This window comes from Pseudomonas arvensis, from assembly GCF_056688935.1.
The window spans coordinates 916,313-941,887 of sequence record NZ_CP162038.1; the positions used below are offsets into that span (position 1 = coordinate 916,313).

Here is a 25,575-nt window from a genome sequence, read left to right on the forward strand (position 1 = left end):
GATGGGCTTTTTGTTACGCCGCCAGGAAGTGCTCAATGTCGAACAATTGCAGAACATGCTCGACGACGCGCCGGTGCGCGCCGCCCAAGCGATCCTGATCGCGGCCAAGGAGGGCGTGGTGGATGCCCAGGCCCTGCTCGGGCAAATCCTGCTGGAAGGGCGGGGCATTGCGCGTGATGAAGCGCTGGCATTGCGCTGGTTTCGGATCGCGGCGCAGGGCGGTCATCTGATGGCGCGCAATATGGCCGGGCGTTGCCTGGAGCATGGCTGGGGCTGCCCGGCGGATGCGGCCGCGGCGGCGCAGCAATACCGTCTGGCCGCCGAGGCGGGGCTGGATTGGGGGCAATACAACTACGCAAACCTGCTGGCGACCGGTCGCGGTGTTGCTGAGGATCAGCCGCAAGCATTGTCCTTCTATCGTCGGGCGGCGGAGCAGGGCCACGCCAAGTCGATGAACCTGCTGGGGCGCTACCTGGAAGACGGTCAGTATTGCCCGAGGGACCCGCAGGCCGCTGTGGACTGGTATCGCCGCTCAGCCGAAGGCGGGGATTTCCGTGGGCAGTTCAGTTATGCGGCGGTGCTGGCGGATAGAGGCCAGGTCGAGACGGCGCTGGAGTGGCTGCACAAAGCGCTTGCCGGCGGCAATCTGAAGTTTTTGCGGGTGGCCCACAAGGCGCTGGCGGCGGCCAACGACCCGCCGATTCGCGCGATGGCCGAGGCCTACCGACAACGCGCCGCCAGCCTTCCGGAGGCATAAAAAAACCCATGACACGTCATGGGTTTTTCTTGCGGTTTGCAGCTTAAAACTTGCGGCTGCTGTTAAACATAAAACGACTTCAACGGCGGGAAGCCATTGAACTCAACCGCGCTGTAGCTGGTGGTGTAGGCACCGGTCGACAGCCAGTACAAACGGTCACCGATGGCCAGGTTCAGCGGCAGGCCGTACTTGTAGTTTTCGTACATGATGTCGGCGCTGTCGCAGGTTGGGCCGGCGATGACCACTTCTTCCATCTCGCCTTTCTTTTCGGTCCAGATCGGGAACTTGATGGCTTCGTCCATGGTTTCGATCAGGCCGGAGAATTTACCCACGTCTGTGTACACCCAACGCTCGACGGCGGTACGGGATTTACGTGCGACCAACACCACTTCACTGACCAGGATACCGGCGTTGGCGATCAACGAACGGCCCGGCTCCAGGATGATTTCCGGCAGGTCGTCGCCGAAGTCTTCCTTGAGGAAACGGATGATTTCTTCAGCGTAGGTTTCCAGGCTGTTGGTGCGGGTGATGTAGTTGGCCGGGAAGCCGCCGCCCATGTTGATCAGCTTGAGGTGGATGTTGTCTTCTTCTTTCAGGCGTTCGAAGATCACTTTGACCTTGGCGATCGCCGCGTCCCACACGCTGATGTCGCGCTGCTGCGAACCCACGTGGAACGAGATGCCGTAAGGCACCAGGCCCAGGTCGCGCGCCAGGATCAGCAGGTCCATGGCCATGTCGGTCTGGCAGCCGAATTTGCGCGACAAAGGCCAGTCAGCCGTGGTCGAGCCTTCGGTGAGGATACGCACATACACTTTCGAACCCGGCGCAGCCTTAGCGATGTTGCGCAGGTCGGCTTCGGAGTCGGTGGAGAACAGACGCACGCCCTTCTCGTAGAAGTAGCGGATGTCCTTGGATTTCTTGATGGTGTTGCCGTAGCTGATACGGTCGGCGCTGACGCCACGGTCCATGACCTTGTCCAGCTCGTAGATCGACGCGATGTCGAAGCTCGAACCCTTGTCTTTCAACAGGTCGATGATCTCGACGGCTGGGTTGGCCTTGACGGCGTAATACACCTTGGCGAATTCGAAACCGGCGCGCAGGTCGTCGTAGGCCTGGCTGATCATCGCGGTGTCGATCACCACGAACGGGGTTTCTTGCTTGTCGGCGAACGCCTTCATTTTGTCAAAAGTGGCGCGCGCGAAATAATCTTCGACGTTGATCGACATGCTGGGGACTCCTAAGGGCAAACTGAAATTAGCAATGGGTGCAAATGAACGTCCTCCGTATCCCCACTTTGGTTCGCCTACTTCCCAAGGCATGTCGCCGAAAGCAAAAAGGCCATGGGAATAGACGCTTCCCTTGGCCTTGCTGTCTCGTCGTCAGTACTTGAGCCGGATGGATCGTTTCCAGCATGGACGTTCGGCGCGAACTTTAGGGCTTGATGGGCGTGGGATCAACTAAAAATGTCGCGTTTCTGCACGCGTTCGTCGCGCGATGGCGTGCAGCTACTTATGTAACCGACAGGTGTGACGGAATGATGTTCCCCGGATCGGGCAAATCGACGGTATTTACCTGACGCACCACGGAGCAAATGTGGGAGGGGGCTTGCCCCCGATAGCGGTGTGTCAGCCAATACTTCAGTGACTGACACACCGCCATCGGGGGCAAGCCCCCTCCCACATAAGATCAGGCCAGTGCCGTCTCGGCAGGCGAAACAATACTGGTCTTGCCCCCACGCGACTTACCGGAGCTCAGGTACTCGGCAATCGACTCCTGCGTCACTTCCCCCAGGAACACCCGCTCCGCATCCATCACCGGCAGCCACGAGCGGTTGAATTCGTACATGCGCGACAACAGGATGCGCAAATGCTCGTCATACGCCGCCGTGGCGTTGAACTCGCGCAGGTATTGGCCGCAGGTACCGGTCTGACGGTGCAGGTCGCGACGTCGTACATAACCCAGTGCCTTGTTCTCGGCACAGGTGACCACCACATAGCGACGGTCGGTTTCGTCCATCAGTTCCAGGGCATCGGCCACCGGGGTTTCCGGGCTCACCGACGGGGCGTTGTCTGCCGCGTCTTCGGCCTTCACCAGCAGCAGGCGCTTGAGGGTGCTGTCCTGGCCCACGAAGTTGCTGACGAACTCGTCAGCCGGGTGCGCCAAAAGCGTGTCTGGATGGTCGATCTGCAGCAGCTTGCCGGCGCGGAAGATCGCGATTTTGTCACCCAGCTTGATGGCTTCGTCGATGTCGTGGCTGACCATGATCACGGTCTTGTTCAGCGCGCGCTGCATCTCGAAGAACTCGTTCTGGATCATCTCGCGGTTGATCGGGTCGACCGCGCCGAACGGCTCATCCATCAGCAGCAACGGCGCATCGGCCGCCAGTGCGCGGATCACGCCGATCCGCTGCTGCTGGCCACCGGACAACTCACGGGGGTAGCGATGCAGGTACTGCTTGGGTTCCAGCTTGATCATGCTCATCAACTCGCGGGCGCGGTCGTGGCATTTCTGTTTGTCCCAGCCCAGCAGCTTGGGCACGACCACGATGTTTTCCTCGATGGTCATGTTGGGGAACAGGCCGATCTGCTGGATCACGTAGCCGATGTTGCGACGCAGGGTCACTTCATCCAGGTCGGTGGTGTCTTCGCCGTTGATCAGGATCTTGCCCGAGGAAGGCTTGATCAGGCGGTTGATCATCTTCAGGGTGGTGCTTTTGCCGCAGCCCGACGGGCCGAGGAACACGCAAATCTCGCCTTCATTGACGGTCAGGCTGACATCGTTGACGGCAGTAATGGTCTTGCCGTTGCTTTGAAAGGTCTTGGACAGGTTTTGAAGTTCGATCATTTGAGCAATCCTTTTGGAGTCAGCGAGCGTTGCAGCCATTGCAGAAGCAGGTCGGCGAAGATGGCCAGGAGACTGACCAGCACGGCGCCAACAATCAGCATCGACATGTCGCTGCGGCTGATGGAAGCCAGAATAAGTACACCCAGGCCACCGGCACCGATGGTGGCGGCGATGGTCATCACACCAATGTTCATCACCACGGCGGTGCGCACACCGGCGAGGATCACCGGCACCGCAATCGGCAGTTCGACCATGCGCAGGCGCTGGCCGAAAGTCATGCCGATGCCTTTGGCGGCCTCGCGAATGCCCGGTTCAACGCCGGTCAGGGCGAGGTAGGTGTTACGCATGATCGGCAACAGGGAGTAGAGGAACACGGCGGTGATCGCCGGCATCGGGCCCAGGCCCTGGCCGAATTTGGAGTAGAACGGCAGCAGCAGGCCGAACAGGGCAATGGACGGCACGGTCAGCAGCACCGTGGCGCTGGCTTGCAGCGGGCCGGCCAAGGTCGGAAAGCGCGTCATCAGCACGCCGAGGGGCACGCCCACGACAATCGCCAGGATCACGGCAATGCCAACCAGGGTGATGTGCTGCCAGGTCAGGTGCAGGACTTGTGCCCAATCAAGATGGGAAAAGGCGTTCAGGAATTCCATGTCTTCTCCTTCTTTAGTTGATCGGATGTTGGCGCAGGAAATCGGCGGCAACAGCGGACGGGCTCTCATGGTCGACGTCGACCCGCGCATTCAGCTGGCGCATGGTTTCGTCGTCGAACAGCGTGGCCAGTGGCTTGAGTTCGGCAGCCAGTTGCGGATGCTTGTCGAGGTATTCCTGACGCACCACGGGTGCTGCGGTGTAGTCCGGGAAGTAGTGCATGTCATCCGCCAGCAGCTTGAGCTTGAAGGCGTTGAGGCGACCGTCGGTGGTGTAGACCAGGCCGGCAAACACCTGGCCATTGCGCAAGGCGGTGTAGACCAGGCCCGCGTCCATCTGCCGAGTGTTTTTGCGCGTGAGGTTCATGTCGTACAGCTTGACCATGCCGGCCAGGCCATCGGAGCGGTTGGCGAACTCGGTGTCCAGGGCGACCAGGCGATGCTCTTTGGTCTCCTGGGCCATGGCTTTGGTGAGGTCGCTGATGCTGTTGATCTCGGGATGTTCTTCGGCGACCTTCTCCGGCAATGCCAGGGCGTAGGTGTTGCTGAAGCGCGACGGCGAGAGCCAGACCAGGCCTTTTTTAGCGTCGAGTTCTTTCACCCGAGCGTAGGACTGTTCGCTGTCGAGCTTCTCGTCCACATGGTTGTAGGCCACCAGGGACACGCCGGTGTACTCCCAGATCAGATCCAGTTGCCCGCTTTCCTGGGCACTGCGCGCCAGGTTGCTGCCCAGGCCGCCGGTCACCTGGGTGTCGTAGCCCTTGGCGCGCAGGTACTGGGACGTGATTTCGGCGAGCAGGGTCTGCTCGGTGAACACTCGGGCGCCGATGCGGATCACCGGTTTCTCGGCGGCTTGCGCAAAACCTGCGAACAGCAGGACGCAGCTCAATATCAATGTCAGTTTTTTCATGTGAATTCCTTTGCCAGGCCTTAAGACGGACGCAACCCGCGTTCCAGCCAGAGGCGGCTGGCCATGGTCACCAGACCGTCGAGCAGCAATGCCAGCAACGCGGTGCACGCGGCGCCGAGCAGCAATTGCGGCTGATTGTTCAGGGCGATGCCGGGGAAGATCAGGCTGCCCAGGCTGTTGGCGCCGATCAGGAACGCCAGCGGTGCAGTACCCACGTTGATCGCCAGGGCCACGCGCACACCGCCGATGATGATCGGCACGGCGTTGGGCAATTCCACACGAAACAGCACCTGGCGCGGCGTCATGCCGATGCCGGTGGCGGCTTCCTTGAGTGAGCCTTGAACGTTTTTGAGGCCCTCGTAGGTGTTGCGCACGATGGGCAGGAGGGAGGCGAGGAACAGCGCGAAGATGGCCGGGCCGCTGCCGATGCCGAGGACGCCGAGGGCGATGGCCAGTACGGCCAGAGGCGGGACGGTGTTGCCGATGTTGAAGATCTGCATGAAGCGTTCTGCACGCCCGACCATGTTTGGTCGGCTGAGCAGGATACCGGCAGGGATGCCCACAACGAGGGCCGCCAGCATGGAGACTAGAACGAGGATCAGGTGTGCTTGCAGGTAAAACAACAAATCGTCGCGGTACAGTTCGATCGTGTTGATGCCGATCCAGTGGACCAGCAGGGCCAGGAGCGCGACGACAACCACGCCTCCTATCAGCCCTTTGCCATAGCGAATAGCCACAGGCGGACTCCTTTTTTCTTTTGTCGGCGAACACATTTCCGAGCGGCAATGCCATTCCTGGCTGTCGGCAAATGTGGTCGCGAAAAGCAGCTCGCCAATACCGGCAACGCGGTATCAAATCGAGCCATGAGCGCAGCCTCGTCAGGCTAACTTGCTGATTTATCAGCCCCTGTTCCGAGTGCGGTAGCAGGGGAGTGGACGTCTCTACCTTTTAAAAGGTTCCATACTTGGCAGCATTTAGCCACCCCCAATCGGGTGAACGGTGGTCCGGCCCCCGGGGTTTGCGCTATACTCGCCGCCCTTTTTTGACTCACCTGCCAGGCGATTTCCCATGACCCACCAGGCCGCCGAAGTCGCGAAACGCCGCACTTTCGCCATTATTTCCCACCCCGATGCCGGTAAAACCACCATCACCGAGAAGCTCCTGCTGATGGGCAAGGCAATCGCGGTGGCCGGCACGGTGAAATCCCGCAAATCCGACCGCCATGCCACATCCGACTGGATGGAGATGGAGAAGCAACGGGGTATTTCCATTACCACGTCGGTCATGCAGTTCCCGTATCGCGACCATATGGTCAACCTGCTCGACACCCCGGGCCACGAAGACTTCTCCGAAGACACCTACCGCACCCTGACGGCGGTGGACTCGGCCTTGATGGTCCTCGACGGCGGTAAAGGCGTCGAGCCACGGACCATCGCGCTGATGGACGTGTGCCGCCTGCGTGACACGCCGATCGTGAGCTTCATCAACAAACTCGACCGTGACATCCGCGACCCCATCGAGTTGCTGGATGAAATCGAAGCGGTCCTGAAGATCAAGGCCGCGCCGATCACCTGGCCGATTGGTTGCTATCGCGACTTCAAGGGCGTGTACCACCTGGCCGACGACTACATCATTGTCTACACCGCCGGCCACGGTCACGAACGCACCGATGTGAAAATCATCGAGAAGCTCGACTCGGACGAAGCCCGCGCCCACTTGGGTGACGAGTACGACCGTTTTGTCGATCAGCTTGAACTGGTGCAGGGCGCCTGCCACGAGTTCAACCAGCAGGAATTCCTCGACGGCCAACTGACCCCGGTGTTCTTCGGGACCGCGCTGGGCAACTTCGGTGTCGACCACGTACTTGATGCTGTCGTGAACTGGGCGCCAAAGCCCCTGGCCCGTGTGGCCAACGAGCGTACGGTTGAGCCGGTCGAAGAGAAATTCACCGGCTTCGTGTTCAAGATCCAGGCGAACATGGACCCCAAGCACCGCGACCGTATCGCCTTCATGCGTATCTGCTCCGGCAAATACGAAAAAGGCATGAAGATGCGCCACGTGCGCACCGGCAAGGACGTGCGCATCGGCGACGCCCTGACGTTCTTCTCCTCCGAGCGTGAACAGCTCGAAGAAGCCTACGCCGGCGACATCATCGGCCTGCACAACCACGGCACCATCCAGATCGGCGACACCTTCACCGAAGGCGAAGCGCTGGGTTTCACCGGCATCCCGCACTTCGCCCCGGAACTGTTCCGCCGCGTACGCCTGCGCGACCCGCTCAAATCCAAGCAACTGCGCCAGGGCTTGCAGCAGTTGGCGGAAGAGGGCGCCACCCAGGTGTTCTTCCCCGAGCGCAGCAACGACATCATCCTCGGTGCCGTCGGTGTGCTGCAGTTCGATGTGGTGGCCAGCCGCCTGAAAGAGGAATACAAGGTCGAATGCTCGTATGAGCCGATCACCGTGTACTCCGCGCGTTGGATCGATTGCAGCGATAAGAAGAAGTTGGAAGAGTTCTCCAACAAGGCTGTGGAAAACCTGGCGGTCGACGGCGGCGGTCACCTGACCTACCTGGCGCCGACACGGGTGAACCTGGCGCTGATGGAAGAGCGTTGGCCGGATGTGAAATTCCGGGCGACCCGCGAACACCATTAATTCCTGAACGTCGCAAAACCAAGTGTGGGAGGGGCTTGCCCCTCCCACACTTTTTTTTGCATAAGACTGGGGAATTGGCGAGAACCCTGCATCGGGTCTAGCGTTTACGCACCGACTATAGAAGGAGACCACCGTGCGAAACGCTCAACGCGCCATCCCCCTGGTGTTGCTCGTAGCCTTGGGACTGACGGCTCTTCCGGTAATGGCGGGCTCAGGCTCCCCCCAATGGAAGGACACCGGCCCGGTCACCAAGAAAAAACAGAACGAGGTCAACTCCGGCAGTTGGCAGCCGCAACCGCAGCCCACGGACGAGCAAGATCCGGAAAACCCCCTCAACGAGGGCGAAGCCAGCGACACCTACGACGACGGTGACACCTGAGTCGCCAAAAAGAAAACCCCTCCTGCCAGGCTGATGCGCAACCTGGCGGGAAGGGCTGTAGAACGCTGTATCACTCTAATGTAATGCCCCCGGTAGATACCGTCTTGACTCTCACCGGGCAACTGCAATTTTCGGGTTGTAGCAGCTGCCGAGCGCAAGCGAGGCTGCGTTGGCGCCCCGCAGATCGCAGGGTGTCAATGCGTCCGCTACGCAGCCTCGCCAAGGCTCGGCAGCTGCTACGAACCAAAACTTGCGCTTGTCCGGTGACGTCTACGGGGGTTACTCAAGCGACGAACTGCTCCGCGTAGTGGCACGCCACCTGCCGGTTATCCAAGGCGCGCAACTGCGGCTCCTCAGTGCTGCAGCGTGCCGTCGCATACGGGCAGCGTTTGTGGAATGCGCAACCCGACGGCGGGTTCAGTGGGTTGGGCAACTCGCCGACGATTTTGATCTTCGGTTTGTTCGGGTCCGGATGAATGGTCGGGGTGGCCGACAGCAGCGCCTGGGTGTACGGGTGCAGCGGGCGCGCATAGATGTCTTCCTTCGGGCCCACTTCCACCGGGCGGCCGAGGTACATCACCATCACGTCATCGGCAACGTGCTGCACCACCGCCAGGTTGTGGGAAATGAACACGTAGGCCGTGTTGAATTCCTGCTGCAGATCCATGAACAGGTTCAGCACCTGCGCCTGGATCGACACGTCCAGCGCCGAGGTCGGTTCGTCCGCCACCAGCACTTTGGGTTGCAGCATCATGGCGCGGGCCAGGGCGATGCGCTGGCGCTGACCACCGGAGAACATGTGCGGGTAGCGCTGATAATGCTCAGGGCGCAGGCCCACTTGCTTCATCATCGCCTGCACTTTTTCGCGGCGTTCGGCGGCGGACAGGTTGGTGTTGATCAACAGCGGCTCGCCAAGTTGATCGCCGACTTTCTGGCGTGGGTTCAACGAAGCGTACGGGCTCTGGAACACCATCTGCACGTCTTTGCGCAGTTGCTTGCGCTGGGCCTTGTCGGCGCCGGCGACTTCCTGGCCGGCGATTTTCAGCGAGCCGGACGACGGCTCTTCAATCAGTGTCAGCGCTCGGGCCAGGGTGGATTTGCCGCAACCCGACTCGCCCACAACGGCGAGGGTCTTGCCGGCTTCCAGTTCGAACGACACACCATTGAGCGCGCGCACCAGGGCGTGGCCCTTGAACAGTCCACGGGACACTTCGTAGTGACGGGTGAGGTCGCGGGCGGTAAGAACGACGGCCATTACGCCACCTCCTGGTTCAAGGGGTAGAAGCAGCGCGCAAGGCTGTTGCTTTTCGGATCAAGGCCGGGACGCTGGGCGCGGCAGGATTCCTGCACATACGGGCAACGCGGCGACAGCAGGCAGCCCTGCGGACGGTCATAGCGGCCGGGCACGATACCCGGCAGTGTGGCCAGGCGCGTGGCGCCGAGGCTGTGTTCCGGGATCGCCTTGAGCAATGCTTCGCTGTAAGGGTGCGCCGGAATATCGAACAGTTGCGGCACCTGGCCGACTTCCACCGCTTGGCCTGCGTACATCACGCACACGCGCTGGGCGGTTTCCGCCACGACGGCAAGGTCGTGGGTGATCAGCACCAGGCCCATGTTCTGTTCTTTTTGCAGGGCCAGCAGCAGCTCCATGATTTGCGCCTGGATGGTCACGTCCAGTGCAGTAGTCGGCTCATCCGCGATCAGCAGTTTCGGCTCGCCGGCAATGGCCATGGCGATTGCCACGCGCTGGCTCATGCCACCGGACAGTTGGTGCGGGTAGGCGTCCATACGGCTGGCCGCACCTGGGATTTCTACTTTTTCGAGCAGTTCGATGGCGCGTTTACGCGCTTGCTTGCCGGACATTTTCAGGTGCAGGCGCAGCACTTCTTCAATCTGGAAACCCACGGTGTAGCTGGGGTTCAGTGCGGTCATCGGGTCCTGGAACACCATCGCCAGGTCTTTGCCGACAATCTTGCGGCGCTGGCGGTTGCTCAGCTTGAGCATGTCCTTGCCGTCGAAGTTCAGGGCGTCGGCGGTGACGATGCCGGGGTGCTCGATCAGGCCCATCAGCGCCATCATGGTCACGGATTTACCCGAGCCGGACTCGCCAACGATCGCCAGGACTTCGCCCTTGTCGACCGAAATGTCGAGGCCATCGACCACCGGCACGGCGGTCTTGTCGCCGAAGCGGACGTTGAGATTCTTGATTTCTAACAGTGACATGGGAATCTCCTCAGGCGGCGTTCTTGAGTTTCGGGTCCAGCGCATCGCGCAGGCCGTCACCCATCAAGTTGATTGCCAGCACGCTGAGCAAAATGGTCAAACCAGGCAAGCTCACTACCCACCAGGCGCGTTCGATGTAGTCACGGGCCGAAGCCAGCATGGTGCCCCACTCAGGGGTTGGCGGTTGAACGCCCAGACCGAGGAAGCCCAACGCGGCGGCATCGAGAATCGCCGAAGAGAAACTCAAGGTGGCCTGTACGATCAGCGGCGCCATGCAGTTGGGCAGCACAGTGATGAACATCAGGCGTGGCAGGCCGGCGCCGGCGAGGCGGGCGGCAGTCACGTAGTCACGGTTGAGTTCGCCCATCACCGCCGCGCGGGTCAGACGCACATAGGACGGCAACGACACGATAGCGATGGCGATCACGGTGTTGATCAGGCCAGGGCCGAGGATTGCGACAATGGCAACGGCCAGCAGCAACGAGGGCAGGGCCAGCATGATGTCCATCAGGCGCATGATGGTTGGGCCAAGCAGGCGCGGGAAGAACCCGGCGAACAGACCCAGCAGGATGCCCGGGATCAGCGACATCACCACCGACGACAAACCGATCAGCAACGACAGGCGCGAGCCCTGGATCAGGCGCGAGAGCAAGTCACGGCCGAGTTCGTCGGTGCCGAGCAGGAACTGCATCTGCCCGCCTTCCAGCCAGGCCGGCGGGGTGAGCAGGAAGTCGCGGTATTGCTCGCTGGGGTTATGCGGGGCCACCCACGGCGCGAAGATCGCGCAGAACACGATCAGCAACATGAACAGCAGGCCGGCAACCGCGCCTTTGTTCTTGGAGAAGGCTTGCCAGAATTCTTTGTACGGGGACGGGTACAGCAGGCTTTGATCGACTGCTGACACTTGAGTAGGTGTGGTCATGGTCATGATCTCAGCGCTGGTGACGGATACGTGGGTTGGCGAAGCCGTAGAGGATATCCACCACGAAGTTCACCAGGATCACCAGGCAGGCGATCAACAGGATGCCGTTTTGCACTACCGGGTAGTCCCGCGCGCCAATGGCTTCGATCAGCCATTTGCCGATGCCGGGCCACGAGAAGATGGTTTCGGTCAGGACCGCACCGGCCAGCAGGGTGCCGACTTGCAGGCCGACCACCGTGAGCACCGGGATCAGCGCGTTACGCAGGCCGTGTACGAATACCACGCGCGCCGGCGACAGGCCTTTGGCCTTGGCAGTACGGATGTAGTCTTCACGCAGCACTTCGAGCATGGATGAACGGGTCATCCGTGCGATCACTGCCAGCGGGATGGTGCCGAGCACGATGGCCGGCAGGATCAAGTGGTGCAGCGCATCCCAGAATGCATCCGGCTCGTCAGCCAGCAGGGTATCGATCAGCATGAAGCCGGTGCGCGGCTCGATGTCGTAGAGCAGGTCGATGCGCCCGGAAACCGGGGTCCAGCCCAGGCTCACCGAGAAGAACATGATCAGGATCAGGCCCCACCAGAAGATCGGCATCGAATAGCCCGCGAGGGAGATGCCCATCACCCCGTGGTCGAACAGGGATCCTCGCTTGAGTGCCGCGATCACCCCGGCCAACAGGCCCAGGATACCGGCGAACAACAGGGCGGCCATGGACAGTTCCAGGGTCGCCGGGAAAAGGGCGGTGAATTCGGTCCACACGCTGGTACGGGTGCGCAGCGATTCGCCAAGGTCGCCCTGGGCGAGCTTGCCGACATAGTCCAGGTATTGCGCATACAACGGCTTGTTAAGGCCAAGGCGCTCCATTGCCTGTGCGTGCATCTCGGGGTCGACGCGCCGCTCGCCCATCATGACTTCGACGGGGTCGCCAGGGATCATGCGAATCAACGCAAACGTGAGCAACGTGATGCCGAAAAACGTGGGGATCAATAACCCCAGTCGGCGGGCAATAAAACTAAACATCTTGTTGTGTACCTCAATCAGCCGGTTAGGCAGGTTCGGCACCGTCCCAGTGGGCGGTGCCGAGCGTTTCTCTTATTTACTTCACCTGGGTAGTGGCGAAGTTATTTGTACCCAGAGGGCTTTGGGTAAAGCCTTCTACGTTCTTGCGCATGGCGGTGAACAGTTTCGGGTAAGCCATGGGGAGCCATGGTTGGTCTTTTTCGAAAACGTCCTGTGCTTGTTCATAGAGCGCAGCCCGAGCCGCGGGTTCATCAATTGCGCGGGCTTTGTCGATCAGGGCCTGAAACTCTTTGTTACACCAGCGGGCGTAGTTTTCGCCGTTTTTCGCAGCGTCGCAACTCAGGTTGGGCGTAAGGAAGTTGTCCGGGTCGCCGTTATCGCCGACCCAGCCAGCCGAGACCATGTCGTGCTCGCCGTTTTTAGCGCGCTTGAGCATCTCGCCCCATTCCATGACTTTGATATTGACCTTCAGGCCAACCTGCGCCAGATCCGCCTGCATGCGCTGGGCGCCGAGCATCGGGTTGGGGTTGGTCGGGCCGCCGCCGTTACGGGTGAACAGGGTGAATTCGGTGCCTTCCGGTACGCCGGCTTCCTTGAGCAGGGCGCGGGCCTTGTCGAGGTCACGGGGCGGGTTTTTCAGGTTGGTGTTGAACCCCAGCAACGTCGGTGGATAAGGGCCGGTGCCCACCACGGCATTGCCTTTGCCGAACAGCGCTTCGGTATAGCCGGCCTTGTCGAATGCGATGTTGATCGCGTGGCGGACCCGTGCATCGCTCATGTACTTATGGGTGGTGTTCATGGCGGTGTAGCTGGTGGTCATCGCCGCCAGTTCGTCGACCTTGAGGTTCGGGTCCTTGCGGATGCTTGGAATGTCATCGGGCTTGGGGAACAGCGCGATCTGGCATTCGTTGGCCTTGAGCTTCTGCAGGCGCACATTGTTGTCTGTGGTGACCGCCAGGATCAGCGGATCGGCCGCCGGCTTGCCACGGAAATACTCCGGGTTGGCCTTGAAGCGTACCTGGGCGTCCTTCGCGTAGCGCGTGAAGATGAACGGCCCGGTGCCGATCGGCTTGGCGTTCAGGTCATCGGTCTTGCCGGATTTGAGCAACTGGTCGGCGTATTCGGCGGAATGGATCGACGAGAACGCCATGCCCAGGTCGGCCAGAAACGGTGCTTCAGGACGGGTCAGGGTAAAGACGACGGTGTGATCGTCAGTCTTCTCTACGCTCTTGAGCAGTTCCTTGAAACCCATGCTTTCAAAGTAGGGGTAGCCCACGACGGACTTATTGTGCCACGGGTGTTTCGGGTCCAGCTGGCGCTGGAAGCTCCACAGCACGTCGTCGGCATTCAGGTTGCGCGTGGGTTTGAAGTAGTCGGTGGTGTGGAACTTGATGTCTTCACGCAGGTGGAACGTGTAGGTCAGGCCATCGGCGCTGATCTCTGGCAGGTCTTTGGCCAGTGCAGGCACTACTTCGGTGGTGCCGGGCTTGAAGTCCACCAAACGGTTGAACATGGTTTCAGCGGCGGCATCGGCGGTGACGGCCGTGGTGTACAGGACCGGGTCAAAACCCTCCGGGCTGGCTTCGGTGCAGACCACCAGCGGTTTGGCTGAAATGCCGACAGCCACGCTCAACAGCGCGGCAGCCATGGCGGCTTGTAGCGGTAGCATTTTCATTCAGAGCCCTCTGCAATCGATGGACCAGACAAGCGTAGACGGCGGGCTCGTCCTGAGCCCGCCGTCTACCTGGCGCTAGTTAAAGAATGTTGAATGGAATGGTGGTGACCAGGCGGAACTCTTTGATGTTGCCGTCAGCCTGTTGAGCGCTGCCACGGTGTTCGACGTAAGTCGCACGAATCGCGGTGGCCTTGAGTGGCCCGCTCTGCACGGCGTAAGCCGCGCCTACACCGTATTCCTGGTGTTTCTCGCCATCCATCAAGCGCAAGTCGCTGCGTGACTTGCCAGCTTCGCCATAGGCGGTGCCGTTGTAGTGAGTACCGTCGATGCCCCAGCCGCGTGCCGAGTAGACATTGAACTTCAGGCCAGGCACGCCGTATTCGGCCATGTTGATGGCGTAGGCCACCTGGAAGGACTTCTCGTTCGGGCTGTTGAAGTCGGACGTCAGGGAGTTGGCCAGGTAGATGCCGTTGGTTTCGTGCAGGTAGTCGAAGTACTCGTCACCGTTCACTTCCTGATACGCGAAGGTCAGGGTGTGGGCCTGGTGAGTCAGTCCCAGGGACAACGAGTAGGTATCGTTGTCGATGTTGCCCATCTTCTTGCTGCCGGTGTCGGTGGTCTTGTAGTAGTTCAGGCCGGTGGTCAGCGCCAGGGTCTGTGCGTCACCCAATTCGTGGGTGGCACCGAAGTAGTACTGGTTCCAGAAGTCTTCGACGTTAGCCGCGAACAGGCTGGTTTTCAGGCTCTTGAACGGCTGGTAGTTGAAGCCCAGGGTCTTGACCTTGTCGGTTTTCTGGCCATTGCCGTATTCGGAGACGAATTTCGTCAGGCTTTGCTCGGTCCGTGGCGAAACGCGATCGAAGATACCGCCCTGGAACGACAGGTTGCTGAACTCTTCGCTGTTGAAGCTCACACCCTGGAAGCTGGAAGGCAAAGCACGGTTGCCGATGGTGTCGACGATGCCGCTGCTGAAGTTCTGGCGGCCGGCGGTCAGGGTGGTGTTGGACACGCGGAACTGCATGTTGGCGAGGCCGAGTTTGCTCCACTGGTCTACGGCGTTGCCATCCGAGTCGGCCAGTGTGCGGTTGGAGCCGCCCTTGATGTCACGCTTGCTACGATCCAAAACGAGGGCGTTGTACAGCGCCACTTCGGTCTTCACGCCCACGGTGCCCTGGGTGAAACCCGAGCTGGCGTTGAGGATTGTGCCTTGTACCCAGTTGGTGCGGTTACGGTCGGTTTCAGTTTTACCGTGTTTTGTGTAGGAAAAGGTGCCGCCACGGTATTTGCTTTCGTGGGAGTACCAGTTACGCGTGGTGCCGCCCAGGCTGAAATCTTCGATAAAACCTTTGGCCTCGCTTTGGGCGCTGGCGCCGGCCAGTGTGGTCGGAACGAAGTCCTGGCTGACGGGCTCAGCATAGGCGGTAGCCGTGATGCTGCTGATGGCCAGGGCCAGAAGCGCTTTGCTGCTCAGTTTCATGGGTGAAGCTCCTTTGGTTCTCTTTTTTATGCCGGTCTTTTTAGGTGAACCGACTATTGGTGTGTAACTCGTTCAGGCACTTGCAAACGTTTGCCGTAGGAAATTTCCCAATAAATGGCTGCACGTTTGCCGGAGAGCTGACTTCGCTCTCCTGCAATCCGGTTATTTTCTTATGGGGTAATACTGACGCCCGAGAACACGTTGCGGCCGAAGGGGCTCACTTTGAAACCTTCGACTTTGGTGCTTAACGGCTGGTTGACCGTCGAGTGGGCGACAGGCGTGATCGGCACTTGCTGCTTGAGCAACTGCTGCGCCTGTTTGTAGAGAACAGTCCGTTGTTCGCGGTCGGTGACGACCTTGGCTTGCTTGATCAGCTTGTCATACGCCGGGTCACACCACATGGAGTAGTTGTTCCCGCCGATGGCGTCGCAGCTGTAGAGAGTGCCCAGCCAGTTGTCCGGGTCACCGTTGTCGCCGGTCCAGCCGATCAGGCTGATATCGTGCTCACCGTTCTTGGTGCGCTTGATGTACTCGCCCCATTCGTAGCTGACGATCTTCACTTTCAGGCCGATCTTGGCCCAATCGCTCTGCAGCATTTCAGCCATCAGCTTGGCGTTGGGGTTGTACGGCCGTTGCACCGGCATCGCCCACAGGGTGATCTCGGTGCCTTCCTTGACGCCGGCAGCCTTGAGCAGTTCCTTGGCTTTTTCCGGGTTGTAGGCGGCGTCCTTGATGGTGTCGTCGTAGGACCATTGGGTCGGCGGCATGGCGTTGACCGCCAGTTGCCCCGCACCCTGGTACACGGCGTTCAGGATGCTCTGCTTGTTCACCGCCATGTCCAGCGCCTGGCGCACTTCGAGCTGATCGAAGGGCTTGTGGCGCACGTTGTAGGCGATGTAGCCGAGGTTGAAGCCAGGCTTGGTCAGCAGTTGCAGATTCGGGTCGGCCTTGAGCGCATCGACGTCAGCCGGACGCGGATGCAGGGTCACCTGGCATTCGCCGGCCTTGAGCTTCTGCACCCGCACCGAGGCGTCGGTGTTGATGGCGAAGATCAGTTGATCGAGCTGAACGCGGCTCGGGTCCCAGTACTGTTTGTTGCCAACGTAACGGATCTGCGAGTCTTTCTGGTAGCGCTGGAACACGAACGGGCCGGTGCCGATCGGTTTCTGGTTGATGTCGCTGGGCTTGCCGCTCTTGAGCAACTGCTCGGCGTATTCGGCCGACAGGATCGCGGCGAAGCTCATGGCGATGTTTTGCACGAACGCGGCGTCGACCGTGTTCAGGGTCATCACCACGGTGTGTTCGTCGGTTTTCTCGACCTTGGCGATGTTCTTGTTCAGGCTCATCCCGTTGAAGTACGGAAACTCGGTGGGGTAGGCCTTACGGAACGGGTGATCAGGGTCCAGCATGCGGTTGAAGGTGAACAGCACGTCGTCGGCGTTGAAGTCGCGTGTCGGCTTGAACTCCTTGTTGCTGTGGAATTTCACCCCTTCACGCAGGTGGAAGGTGTAGGTCAGGCCGTCTTCGGAAATATCCCACTTGGTGGCCAGCCCAGGCACTACGTTGGTTGCGCCTTTTTCAAACTCGACAAGTCGGTTGTACAGCGGCTCGGCTGCGTCGTTGTCGGTGGCGGTGGTGTATTGCGCTGTGTCAAAACCTGCCGGGCTGCCTTCGGAGCAGAACACCAGGCTCTTCTTGTCGGCGGCGTGACCCATGGTGGCCATGGCCAGCAGGCTGGTGCCAAAAATGGCGGATAGAACGGTGGTATGGCGCATGACGATCCCGATCCTTGTTTGTAGTTGTCATCAGCGAACAATCACCCAAGCGCAAGGCCTGGGGGACAACGCTGATCCCACACACAGCAAGTGCCTTTCCCGAGTTGGAGCCTCTGCTGTCCTACGACGTTATGAGCCGCGGACTTCAGAGTAAATGCGCCAAATCGGATTGACCCTGTAGGCAACGGAGTCAGGTGTCGCGGTTTTTTGCTGTAGGAAGCATCGACTGCGAACGTGCTCATTTTCCTAGGGGCCAGGCGGATGCAATAACGGCGACGTTATGAAACGTCGCCGTCAATGATCCTTACTTGCCGCTGACGCTCACGCCGTAGAAGGAGTTCAAGCCAAACGGGCTGATCTTGAAGTCCTGCACGGTGTTGCGCATGGGTTGATACACCGTCGAGTGCGCGATAGGTGTCATCGGGACTGCATCTTTGAGGATATGTTGCGCCTGCTTGTACAGCTCGGTGCGTTTGGCGACATCCGATGTGGCCTTGGCTTCTTTCACGACGCCGTCGAATTTTTTGTCGCACCACTTGGAGAAGTTGTTGCCGGACAGGGAATCGCAGCCGAACAGCACGTTCAGCCAGTTGTCCGGGTCACCATTGTCGCCGCTCCAGCCAATGATCATGGCCTGGTTCTCGCCGCCTTTGGAACGCTTGATGTACTCGCCCCACTCGTAGCTGGTGATCTTGACCTTCAGGCCGATCTTGGACCAGTCGTTCTGCAGCATCTCAGCCATCAGTTTGGCGTTCGGGTTGTACGGACGCTGAACCGGCATGGCCCACAGCACGATCTCGGTGCCTTCCTTGACGCCCGCTTCCTTGAGCAGCGCCTTGGCTTTCTCGGGGTTGTAGGCGGCGTCCTTGATGGTGGTGTCGTAGGACCATTGGGTCGGCGGCATGGCGTTGACGGCCAGTTGGCCGGCGCCTTGGTACACGGAGTCGATGATCTGCTGCTTGTTCACCGACATGTCCAGCGCCTGGCGTACGCGCAGGTCAGCCAGCGGGTTGGGCTGGTCGCTGCCCTTGACCTTGTCCATGACGTTGTAGGCCACATAACCCAGGTTGAAACCGGCCTGGTTCGGCAGTTTCAGGTCCTTGTCTTCGCCCAGCGCCTTGAGGTCGGCCGGACGAGGGAACAGGGTGATCTGGCATTCATTTTTCTTGAGCTTCTGGATACGCACCGACGGGTCGGTGGTGATGGCGAAGATCAGGTTGTCGATCTTCACGTCTTCAGGTTTCCAGTAGTCCTTGTTGCCGGTGTAGCGAATGTTCGAATCTTTCTGGTAGCTCTTGAACACGAACGGGCCAGTGCCGACCGGCTTCTGGTTGATGTCCTGGGGCGTACCGTTTTTCAGCAACTGGGCGGCATATTCGGCCGACTGGATCGACGCGAAGCTCATCGCCAGGTTCTGGATGAAAGCGGCGTCCACGGTGCCAAGGGTGAACTTGACGGTGTGGGCATCGACTTTCTCGATGTTCTTGATGTTGGTGTCCATCCCCATGTCCGTGAAGTACGGGAACTCAGTGGGGTAGGCCTTACGGAAAGGATCGTCTTTATTGATCATCCGGTTGAAGGTGAACAGCACGTCGTCAGCCGAGAATTCACGAGTCGGCTTGAAGTACGGGGTGGTGTGGAACTTGACGCCTTCGCGCAGGTGGAAGGTGTAGGTCAGGCCATCCGGGGATACGTCCCAGCTGGTGGCCAGGCCAGGAACCACGGCGGTGCCGCCACGTTCGAACTGGCTCAGACGGTTGAACATGGTTTCGGCCGAAGCATCGAAGTCTGTTCCGGTGGTGTACTGGCCTGGATCGAAACCGGCCGGGCTCCCTTCGGAGCAGAACACCAGGTTAGTCGCCGCTTGGGCGAAAGGGGCCGCGGCCATAAGGCCAGCGCTCACTAATAACGGAAGGACTGCGTGTTTAAGCATGTTGGCCTCATGATTTGTTGTCATTTTTGGTGGTGAGGGCGACCTCGTGAGTCGGCCTGCGGATACTTATGCAGGCGCCATACCCATTGCAAGATGCTGAACCACTGCAGGCCGGAAAGAGTGGTACGAACGTACAGGAATGTCGCAATTATGAAACTTTCGACATATTTGTATCTATTTAGAGGGTTTTTTCGGTGCGGATGGCGCACCAAAAAAGCCCAGCCGAGGCGTCTGGCGCACTCGGTTGGGGCGCAGCTGTTACTTATCTAGACTCACGCCGTAGAAGGGCGTCAAGCCGAACGGGCTGATCTTGAAGTCTTTGACTTCCTTGCGCAGGGGTTGGAAAACCGTCGAGTTCGCAATAGGCGTTATAGGTACTTGTTCCTTAAGTATTTTTTGCGCCTGTTGATACCACTTGATGCGCTGCTCGCGGTCGCTGCTGACCTTGGCTTGTTGCACCAGCTTGTCGTAGGCCGGGTTACACCATTTCGCATAGTTGCTGCCCTTGACCGCAGCACAACTGTAGAGCACGCCGAGCCAGTTATCCGGGTCGCCGTTGTCGCCGGTCCAGCCGTAAATCATGGCGTCGTGCTCGCCGTTTTTGGCGCGCTTGATGTACTCGCCCCACTCATAACTGACGATATTGGCCTTGATGCCGACTTTTTCCCAATCCTGCTGGATCATCTGTGCCGACATGCGCGCATTCGGGTTGGACGCACGTTGTACGGTCATGGCCCACAGGTTGATGGTGGTACCGGGTGCAACCCCTGCTTCTTTTAGTAGCGCCCGCGCCTTGGTGGGATCGTAGGGTGCATCCTTGATCGTCGGGTCATAAGACCACTGCGCCGGTGGCAGTGCGTTCTGCGCCAATTGTCCGGCGCTTTGATACACGGCTTTGATGATCGCCGGCTTGTCGATGGCCATGTCCAGGGCCTGGCGCACCTTGAGCTGGTCCAGTGGCGGGTGGGTCACGTTGTAGGCCAGAAAGCCCAGGTTGAAACCGGCTTGTTGCAACACGCGCAGGTTCGGGTCTTGCTTCATCACGTCGATGTCAGCGGGGCGCGGGTAGCCGCTGACCTGGCATTCGCCGGCCTTGAGCTTTTGCAGGCGCGACGCGGCATCCGGGGTGATGGCGAACACCAGGTTGTCGAGCTTCACGTCCTCGGGTTTCCAATACTGTTTATTGGCCACGTAGCGAATCTGCGAGTCTTTCTGGTAGCGCTTGAACACAAACGGCCCGGTGCCCACCGGTTTCTGGTTGATGTCCGAGGCGCTGCCTTGCTTGAGTAACTGCGCGGCATACTCGGCGGACTGCACCGAGGCGAAGCTCATGGCCAGGTTTTGCACGAAGGACGCATCGACGTTGTTCAGGTTGAACCGCACGGTGTGTTCGTCGAGTTTATCGACGCTTTTGATCGTGGTGTTCAGGCCCATGTCTGTGAAGTACGGCGACTCGGAAGGGTAGGCCTTGCGAAACGGGCTCTCGGCATCCAGCAGGCGGTTGAAGGTGAACAGCACGTCGTCGGCATTGAAGTCGCGGGTTGGCGTGAAGAAGTCGGTGGTGTGGAACTTGACGCCTTCGCGCAGGTGGAAGGTATACGTCAGGCCCTCTTTGGAAACTTCCCAACTCGTCGCCAGGCCGGGCTCGACTTCGGTGCCGCCGCGCTTGAACTGGGTCAGGCGGTTGAACACGGTTTCGGCGGACGCATCAAAATCAGTGCCGCTGGTGTACTGGCTGGGATCGAAGCCGGCGGGGCTGGCTTCGGAGCAGTAAACCAGGGTGCTGGCCGCGTGGGCCATCGGCATAAAGGCCAGCAGGCCGGCGGCAAGGAGGAGCGGTTTGAAGGCGATTCTTTCCATGGAGACCCCTGAAGTGGCGAGGCAGAAGACTGCCTGAATGCAAACGGCGATAACCCGAGGTTACCGCCGTTTATGGCGCGCTAGATAGGTTAAATCGCTTTATCTACGGGTTCAGGGGCTCACATCAGTGAAGGTGTCGAGACCTCTATCTTGGTGGGTGCCTTGGGGTCGATCGTGAACACGTCACCGGTCAGATCATTGTTCTCACGTATCGTGAAGGTTCTGGTGCTGACAATATTCAGGTCATTAGCGTTGATTAGCCCATCATCGGTGACCTGTCTGAGTTGCCATCGGGTAATAGCCTTGACGCTATGAGCGCCGCCGTCCGGGTCATAAGTGATGATGAAGTCTTTCTCCCTTGCGGCCACGGAGAATCCCTCTTTAAGGGCTGGAGGCATCAATTCGACAAGAGCGGGAAACGAACTTCCCTGGTGGGCTATCTCGGAGACGCGGGCTCGAAGTTCCGGGTTCGGAATCGTTTTTTCCAGTGTTGCGATCCGTTGTCCTACGGTGTCCTCAAACGTGTCCCCTCGGTAATCGAGGTCAGTACGCAGTTCGCCATTCGGTTGTTTTGTGATCACGCTGTAGCGTTCACGATTCAGATCGGGTGCAAAGCTGGAAGAGTACTGGCTGTTTGAGAATGTTGTGGGCTGGGCGCGTTCGCCCTCAGTGACGCTAAACGCACCATCATCGACTTGCCACGAAGCAATGAGCTTGCGCTTGATGTTTGAGCCATCCTCATAAACGCTGTCAGTGAATTGATAGTCGGTGTTTTCCTTGAGGTTCAGGTAGTCGTCGAACTTTTCTGCACCCTCGATTTTCGATCCATCGCTTTCGACAAAACGCTCTGAAAAGCTGGATGAACCCGCTGAATGGTTGCTGGGTGTCGGAGATGGAGGGCGATTCCAGGGCCAGCGCGCCCCGCCATCGGCTGAGGCTCGGGCCCACTCGCCATCTCCAGTGGCGTGCACCGTCATTACCGGCTTGCCGGTATCTGGATCAATGATCTGCACATAATCATTGCTCAGTTTGAAGTCGCTTTTTATCTCATATATCTGGCGAATCCCGGAGGTGTCTGTGTAGGGGACAAACCAACGATCAGCACCGGTTGCTGCATCTTTCGCCTGGTAGATTCCCTTGGCGTTACGCACAGCATTTTCAATCAGCCGTTCGCCGTCCGGCACCGCGTATTGGCTGATGCTGCCCGCCTGGCTTGGCTGCAAGCGGTTGGGAATAGATACGGTTTGCGGCGCTTCAACCCGAGGGCGCGTGCCTGGGATGGGCGTGTACGGTTTTTCTTCTGGCGGAACGAACGGATCCTCGACTGGGCCACTGGCACCGACCGAGAACAAGGTGTTCAACAACCCATCAAACGCCTTGGACGCACCGTCGTTGCGTTCAGCCAGCGTATCGCCGGAGGCTTGTTTTTCTGCACCCAGCGCCAGTTCGGTCACTCCCGCCACGACTGCGGCGGCCGCAACGGGCGCAGCGATGGGGGCCAGCTTGGCCAGCAAGCCAGCTGCGACGGTAATGTCGTTAAGCCATATGTCCCGCGTTACCTCGCTGTTGGACTTGATCATGACGTCGGCATCGCTGGTCATTCGCGCTTTACTCGCGGAGGTCATGCTGGCGAAGACATCGCCTTCGATATGCGATCCATCACCATCGAACGTCGGGTCTTTCAGCTTTCCAGTGGCGAGTTTTTCGAGCGTTGTGTCCAGACCTTCTGTTTTGGTGCCGACATTGGCCAGCCCCAAGATGGGCATGAACACTTTTGCCAAGCGCTCAATGGTGCCTGCCTCATGGTCCTGGCGGCTGATCAATGGGAAATGAGCGAGCAGGGCCGCGCGCTTTTTGGGGGCCTTGGCTTGATCGATCACCCATTGATCCAGCTTCTCAAGGGAGTCAAATCGCAGAAACGCCGGCTCGGCGCCTGGGATGTAGAGGACTTGCCTGCCGCCATCGTCGGCACTGAATCGCACGATGTCGTTAGACAAGAAACCCTTGATATTGAACGCGTGCGCCTGCACGACACCCTTTACCGGGGCTTCGGCCCTGAGCTGTTCGATAGTGAGTGGTGCATTTTCGTCGAGTGGAACGTTGGACATCGCGCCCATGACCAAGCGGTAGTCTTCACGGCTGAAGCGATGCTCGGGAGCTTGCAGTGCCTGCTCGGCAGGTGGCCGGGCTTGAGCCGTCTTCAGTTGTTTTCGGGCCTGATAGGCGAACTCGCCTTTGATTGATGTCTGGTAGTCCGAACTGCGGGTGTTCCAGAATTCGTCGATTTTTTGTGTCATCAATGTTTGGAAGTCAGTTTGCCAACTGGCATGCATGAGGTCGGAGGGCGCCACACGGTATTGGTTGTGCGCGCCATAACCCCCTGCTTGGCTCTTCCCGGGGCCGTCGGTGTAGATGCCTGCCTCAGAGTCGAGGTTGCCTGGGGTCCAATCGTTTTCAGAAAAGTTCTTCAACAATGCGTCCGGCAGGCGGAGTGAGGAGGTCGGCTCCTCGTTCAGGTGCTCCCAGCCTGTGACGGTCGAAGCGCTTTGTGCGCCATTGAAACGGTTCAAGTACAGGGTATCGGCATCCACATGTTCGCCGGTTAATTTGAAGATGACGGACTCCGCCCAGATTTTTGCATGGGCGCGCACGTTTGGCAGGGCGCCGGCAACCTCCGTCGCCAGGTGCTTGTAGGCCAATGCTTGAGGCGCTTGGGTGTAATACGTCTGGGCGTTGAGTTTGAGCGTTTCGAGGGCGCGTGCCGAGCGGCTCTGCGCCGGGCGCACGCGATCATCCGGCGCGATGGGGTTAAAGCCTTTTTGCTCTTCCAACTGCCTGATTTGCGCCCTGGCCTGGCGCAATGACGACGGCAGGGGCGTGCCCTGGAAGTTGGCGACCACCCCCGCGGTGACTTGTATGTAATCGTCGCCAAATCGCATCTGCAACCGTTCAACAGTGCCCGGCGCAATCACTTTGGCGGCCTCCAGCAACGGGCCGCTGACGTTTCCCCAGCCTGAGTTATCGGTGAGGGAGAACGTTTTCAGTTGGCCTTCTACGGTGGCGGTCAGGGTGCCTTTGCGGGGGTTGACGGTGAGCAAGGCGCTCTGGTCGATCTTCTGTTCCTGCATCCAGCCTTGAACGACAGGGTGCTCCACTTGCGCGCGATACACCCCCAGCCACTGGCCCATAACGCTCAAGGGTGGGACTTTTATAAGCTCTGGTGTTTTGCCCAAAACTTTGCTTTGCACTGCGCCGATGTAAGCCTCAAGGAGGGCTGCTTCGTGAGGTGAGGCCGTCAGGCTGGGTTCGGCTATTGGCGCCTGGACAATAGGGGTTGCGGCCCGTGATGGCGGCTCGGTCGATAAACGGGGGAGATGGAGCTGTGCGACAACGTTGGCGTTACTGGCTGATAGGGGCATGGTTTCAGTTCTCGTTATCTAAATAGATGCCGAGTCAGCACTCCCTGTTGGCTGCGGCACTATTTGTGTATCGAAAACCGAGTGGTTGATTCCAACGGATATGCTGCTGGATATAACGTGATTGGGTAGCGAATTGCCGAAAAAAAGCGCAACCCTGCAAGGACTGCGCTTTTTTTTTGGGGTAAGGGGGTTATTGCAAGACTTCGATCACCCCGTCGGCGCTCATGCTGACCTGGCTGGTGCCGGCTTCCACTTCAGGCGTTGGCGCGGAATCCATCATGGCGGCCTTCATCATCATCCCGCCACGGGCGTAGGGCTGTGGATAACCATTGGTGTTGAAATTCAGATTGACGATCTTGTAGCCCTTGCCGCCCAGCGCATCGGTGGCCAGTTGTGCACGGGCTTTAAAGGCGGCAACCGCGTCCTTGAGCAGGGCATCTTCGCTGGTCTTGCGTGTGGTGTCGGCGATGGCGAAGTCCATATTTTCCATCTTCAGCGTGTTCAGCAACTCGCCGGTGAGTTTGGACAGGGCCGGGAAGTCCGCGCTTTCCAGGCGCAGTTCGGCGCGTTCACGCCAGCCGGTGATTTTCTGGTTCTTGTTGTCGTAGATCGGGTAGCTGTTGCGACTGCCCTGGCGCAGGGTCACGGCCTTCACTTCACGGGCCTGGCCCTGGGCCTTGTTCATCGTGGTGGTGATTTCGGCGGCGAGCTTGGCCGGGTCGGCATTCTGGGATTCGGTGTAGAGGGTGACGATCATCTTGTCGCGGGCCACCTCCTGGCTGACCTCGGCGCGCAAGGAAATCTGATTGTAGTTCAGTGCGTCGGCGGCCATGGCTGGAAGGCTGGCCAAGGTCGCGGCGCTGAGGGTGAAGACGACTGCACTGTGAGTGAAACGAGACATGGAAGCTCCTTAGGGGTGTTCGTATCGGTATGACTGTAGACGCACGCATCGGGTTCTTCGGGTTTACACATCACCTACAAATGTTCGTGGCGCCGACGAACGGTCGTTTGCCCGGCCTGCGGCAAAGAGCCACACGCGCCGTGCCAGCAGGTCGGCTTCGTTTATACTCCTGCCGATCCG

The 25,575-nt window shown here is 59.4% G+C and carries 19 protein-coding genes; 3 read left to right on the plus strand and 16 right to left on the minus strand.

What is annotated here, in order from left to right; genetic code table 11:
* Position 1: 1 nt before the first annotated feature.
* A complete protein-coding gene (locus tag AB3G88_RS04125) occupies positions 2-757 on the plus strand; it encodes a tetratricopeptide repeat protein (protein WP_099587067.1) in 756 nt (251 codons plus the stop codon).
* A gap of 62 nt (positions 758-819) precedes the next feature.
* On the opposite strand, the gene AB3G88_RS04130 is transcribed toward AB3G88_RS04125, so the two are convergent.
* The 5 genes from AB3G88_RS04130 to AB3G88_RS04150 all read right to left on the minus strand — a co-directional run bounded on the left by AB3G88_RS04130 (position 820) and on the right by AB3G88_RS04150 (position 5,895).
* Positions 820-1,983 (minus strand): type III PLP-dependent enzyme, encoded by a 1,164-nt coding sequence (locus AB3G88_RS04130; RefSeq protein ID WP_032886216.1) that lies wholly within the window; start codon positions 1,981-1,983, stop codon positions 820-822.
* Positions 1,984-2,443: 460 nt separating this feature from the next.
* Positions 2,444-3,601, minus strand: coding sequence for an osmoprotectant ABC transporter ATP-binding protein OsmV (locus AB3G88_RS04135; protein WP_099587069.1), 1,158 nt, complete (start codon positions 3,599-3,601; stop codon positions 2,444-2,446).
* Positions 3,598-4,251, minus strand: a complete 654-nt coding sequence (locus tag AB3G88_RS04140; protein WP_027604864.1) for an ABC transporter permease — start codon at positions 4,249-4,251, stop codon at positions 3,598-3,600. The genes AB3G88_RS04135 and AB3G88_RS04140 overlap by 4 nt, the downstream gene beginning before the upstream one ends.
* A gap of 13 nt (positions 4,252-4,264) precedes the next feature.
* A complete protein-coding gene (locus tag AB3G88_RS04145; RefSeq protein ID WP_158878394.1) occupies positions 4,265-5,158 on the minus strand; it encodes a glycine betaine ABC transporter substrate-binding protein in 894 nt (297 codons plus the stop codon).
* 20 nt (positions 5,159-5,178) lie between these two features.
* Entirely contained in the window at positions 5,179-5,895 is a 717-nt protein-coding gene (locus AB3G88_RS04150; protein ID WP_027604862.1) for an ABC transporter permease, read from the minus strand.
* A 331-nt stretch (positions 5,896-6,226) separates the two neighbouring features.
* Between AB3G88_RS04150 and AB3G88_RS04155 the strand changes: the two genes are divergently transcribed.
* Together AB3G88_RS04155 and AB3G88_RS04160 are read left to right on the plus strand one after the other, a co-directional pair.
* Positions 6,227-7,810: a peptide chain release factor 3 gene (locus AB3G88_RS04155; RefSeq protein WP_053131660.1), complete on the plus strand. Its 1,584-nt coding sequence runs from the start codon at positions 6,227-6,229 to the stop codon at positions 7,808-7,810.
* Positions 7,811-7,943: 133 nt separating this feature from the next.
* Positions 7,944-8,189: a hypothetical protein gene (locus AB3G88_RS04160; protein ID WP_099587072.1), complete on the plus strand. Its 246-nt coding sequence runs from the start codon at positions 7,944-7,946 to the stop codon at positions 8,187-8,189.
* A 283-nt stretch (positions 8,190-8,472) separates the two neighbouring features.
* Here the strand turns inward: AB3G88_RS04160 and AB3G88_RS04165 are convergent, their stop codons facing one another.
* From AB3G88_RS04165 to AB3G88_RS04215, 11 genes are all read right to left on the minus strand, one after another.
* The gene (locus tag AB3G88_RS04165) at positions 8,473-9,444 is read right to left on the minus strand and encodes a peptide ABC transporter ATP-binding protein (protein ID WP_017530136.1); all 972 of its coding nucleotides are present in this window, start codon (positions 9,442-9,444) and stop codon (positions 8,473-8,475) included.
* A complete protein-coding gene (locus tag AB3G88_RS04170) occupies positions 9,444-10,412 on the minus strand; it encodes an ABC transporter ATP-binding protein (protein WP_099587073.1) in 969 nt (322 codons plus the stop codon). Before AB3G88_RS04170 ends, AB3G88_RS04165 begins: the two co-directional genes overlap by 1 nt.
* A 10-nt stretch (positions 10,413-10,422) precedes the next feature.
* Complete coding sequence (locus tag AB3G88_RS04175; RefSeq protein WP_003188486.1) at positions 10,423-11,334, minus strand: ABC transporter permease subunit; 912 nt, start codon at positions 11,332-11,334, stop codon at positions 10,423-10,425.
* A 10-nt stretch (positions 11,335-11,344) separates the two neighbouring features.
* Positions 11,345-12,355, minus strand: coding sequence for an ABC transporter permease subunit (locus tag AB3G88_RS04180; RefSeq protein ID WP_003171721.1), 1,011 nt, complete (start codon positions 12,353-12,355; stop codon positions 11,345-11,347).
* A gap of 76 nt (positions 12,356-12,431) precedes the next feature.
* A complete protein-coding gene (locus tag AB3G88_RS04185) occupies positions 12,432-14,030 on the minus strand; it encodes an ABC transporter substrate-binding protein (RefSeq protein WP_099587074.1) in 1,599 nt (532 codons plus the stop codon).
* A 79-nt stretch (positions 14,031-14,109) separates the two neighbouring features.
* Positions 14,110-15,507 (minus strand): OprD family outer membrane porin, encoded by a 1,398-nt coding sequence (locus tag AB3G88_RS04190; protein ID WP_112193445.1) that lies wholly within the window; start codon positions 15,505-15,507, stop codon positions 14,110-14,112.
* Positions 15,508-15,677: 170 nt separating this feature from the next.
* Positions 15,678-17,231, minus strand: coding sequence for an ABC transporter substrate-binding protein (locus AB3G88_RS04195; protein ID WP_371926558.1), 1,554 nt, complete (start codon positions 17,229-17,231; stop codon positions 15,678-15,680).
* Between the two features lie 355 nt (positions 17,232-17,586).
* Positions 17,587-19,215, minus strand: coding sequence for an ABC transporter substrate-binding protein (locus AB3G88_RS04200; protein ID WP_099587077.1), 1,629 nt, complete (start codon positions 19,213-19,215; stop codon positions 17,587-17,589).
* A 258-nt stretch (positions 19,216-19,473) separates the two neighbouring features.
* Positions 19,474-21,075: an ABC transporter substrate-binding protein gene (locus AB3G88_RS04205; RefSeq protein ID WP_191959532.1), complete on the minus strand. Its 1,602-nt coding sequence runs from the start codon at positions 21,073-21,075 to the stop codon at positions 19,474-19,476.
* Positions 21,076-21,194: 119 nt separating this feature from the next.
* Positions 21,195-24,494, minus strand: coding sequence for a dermonecrotic toxin domain-containing protein (locus tag AB3G88_RS04210; RefSeq protein WP_480453358.1), 3,300 nt, complete (start codon positions 24,492-24,494; stop codon positions 21,195-21,197).
* A gap of 190 nt (positions 24,495-24,684) precedes the next feature.
* On the minus strand, positions 24,685-25,395 hold the full coding sequence (locus AB3G88_RS04215) for an SIMPL domain-containing protein (RefSeq protein WP_480453360.1): 711 nt from the start codon (positions 25,393-25,395) through the stop codon (positions 24,685-24,687).
* Between the last annotated feature and the right edge of the window lie 180 nt (positions 25,396-25,575).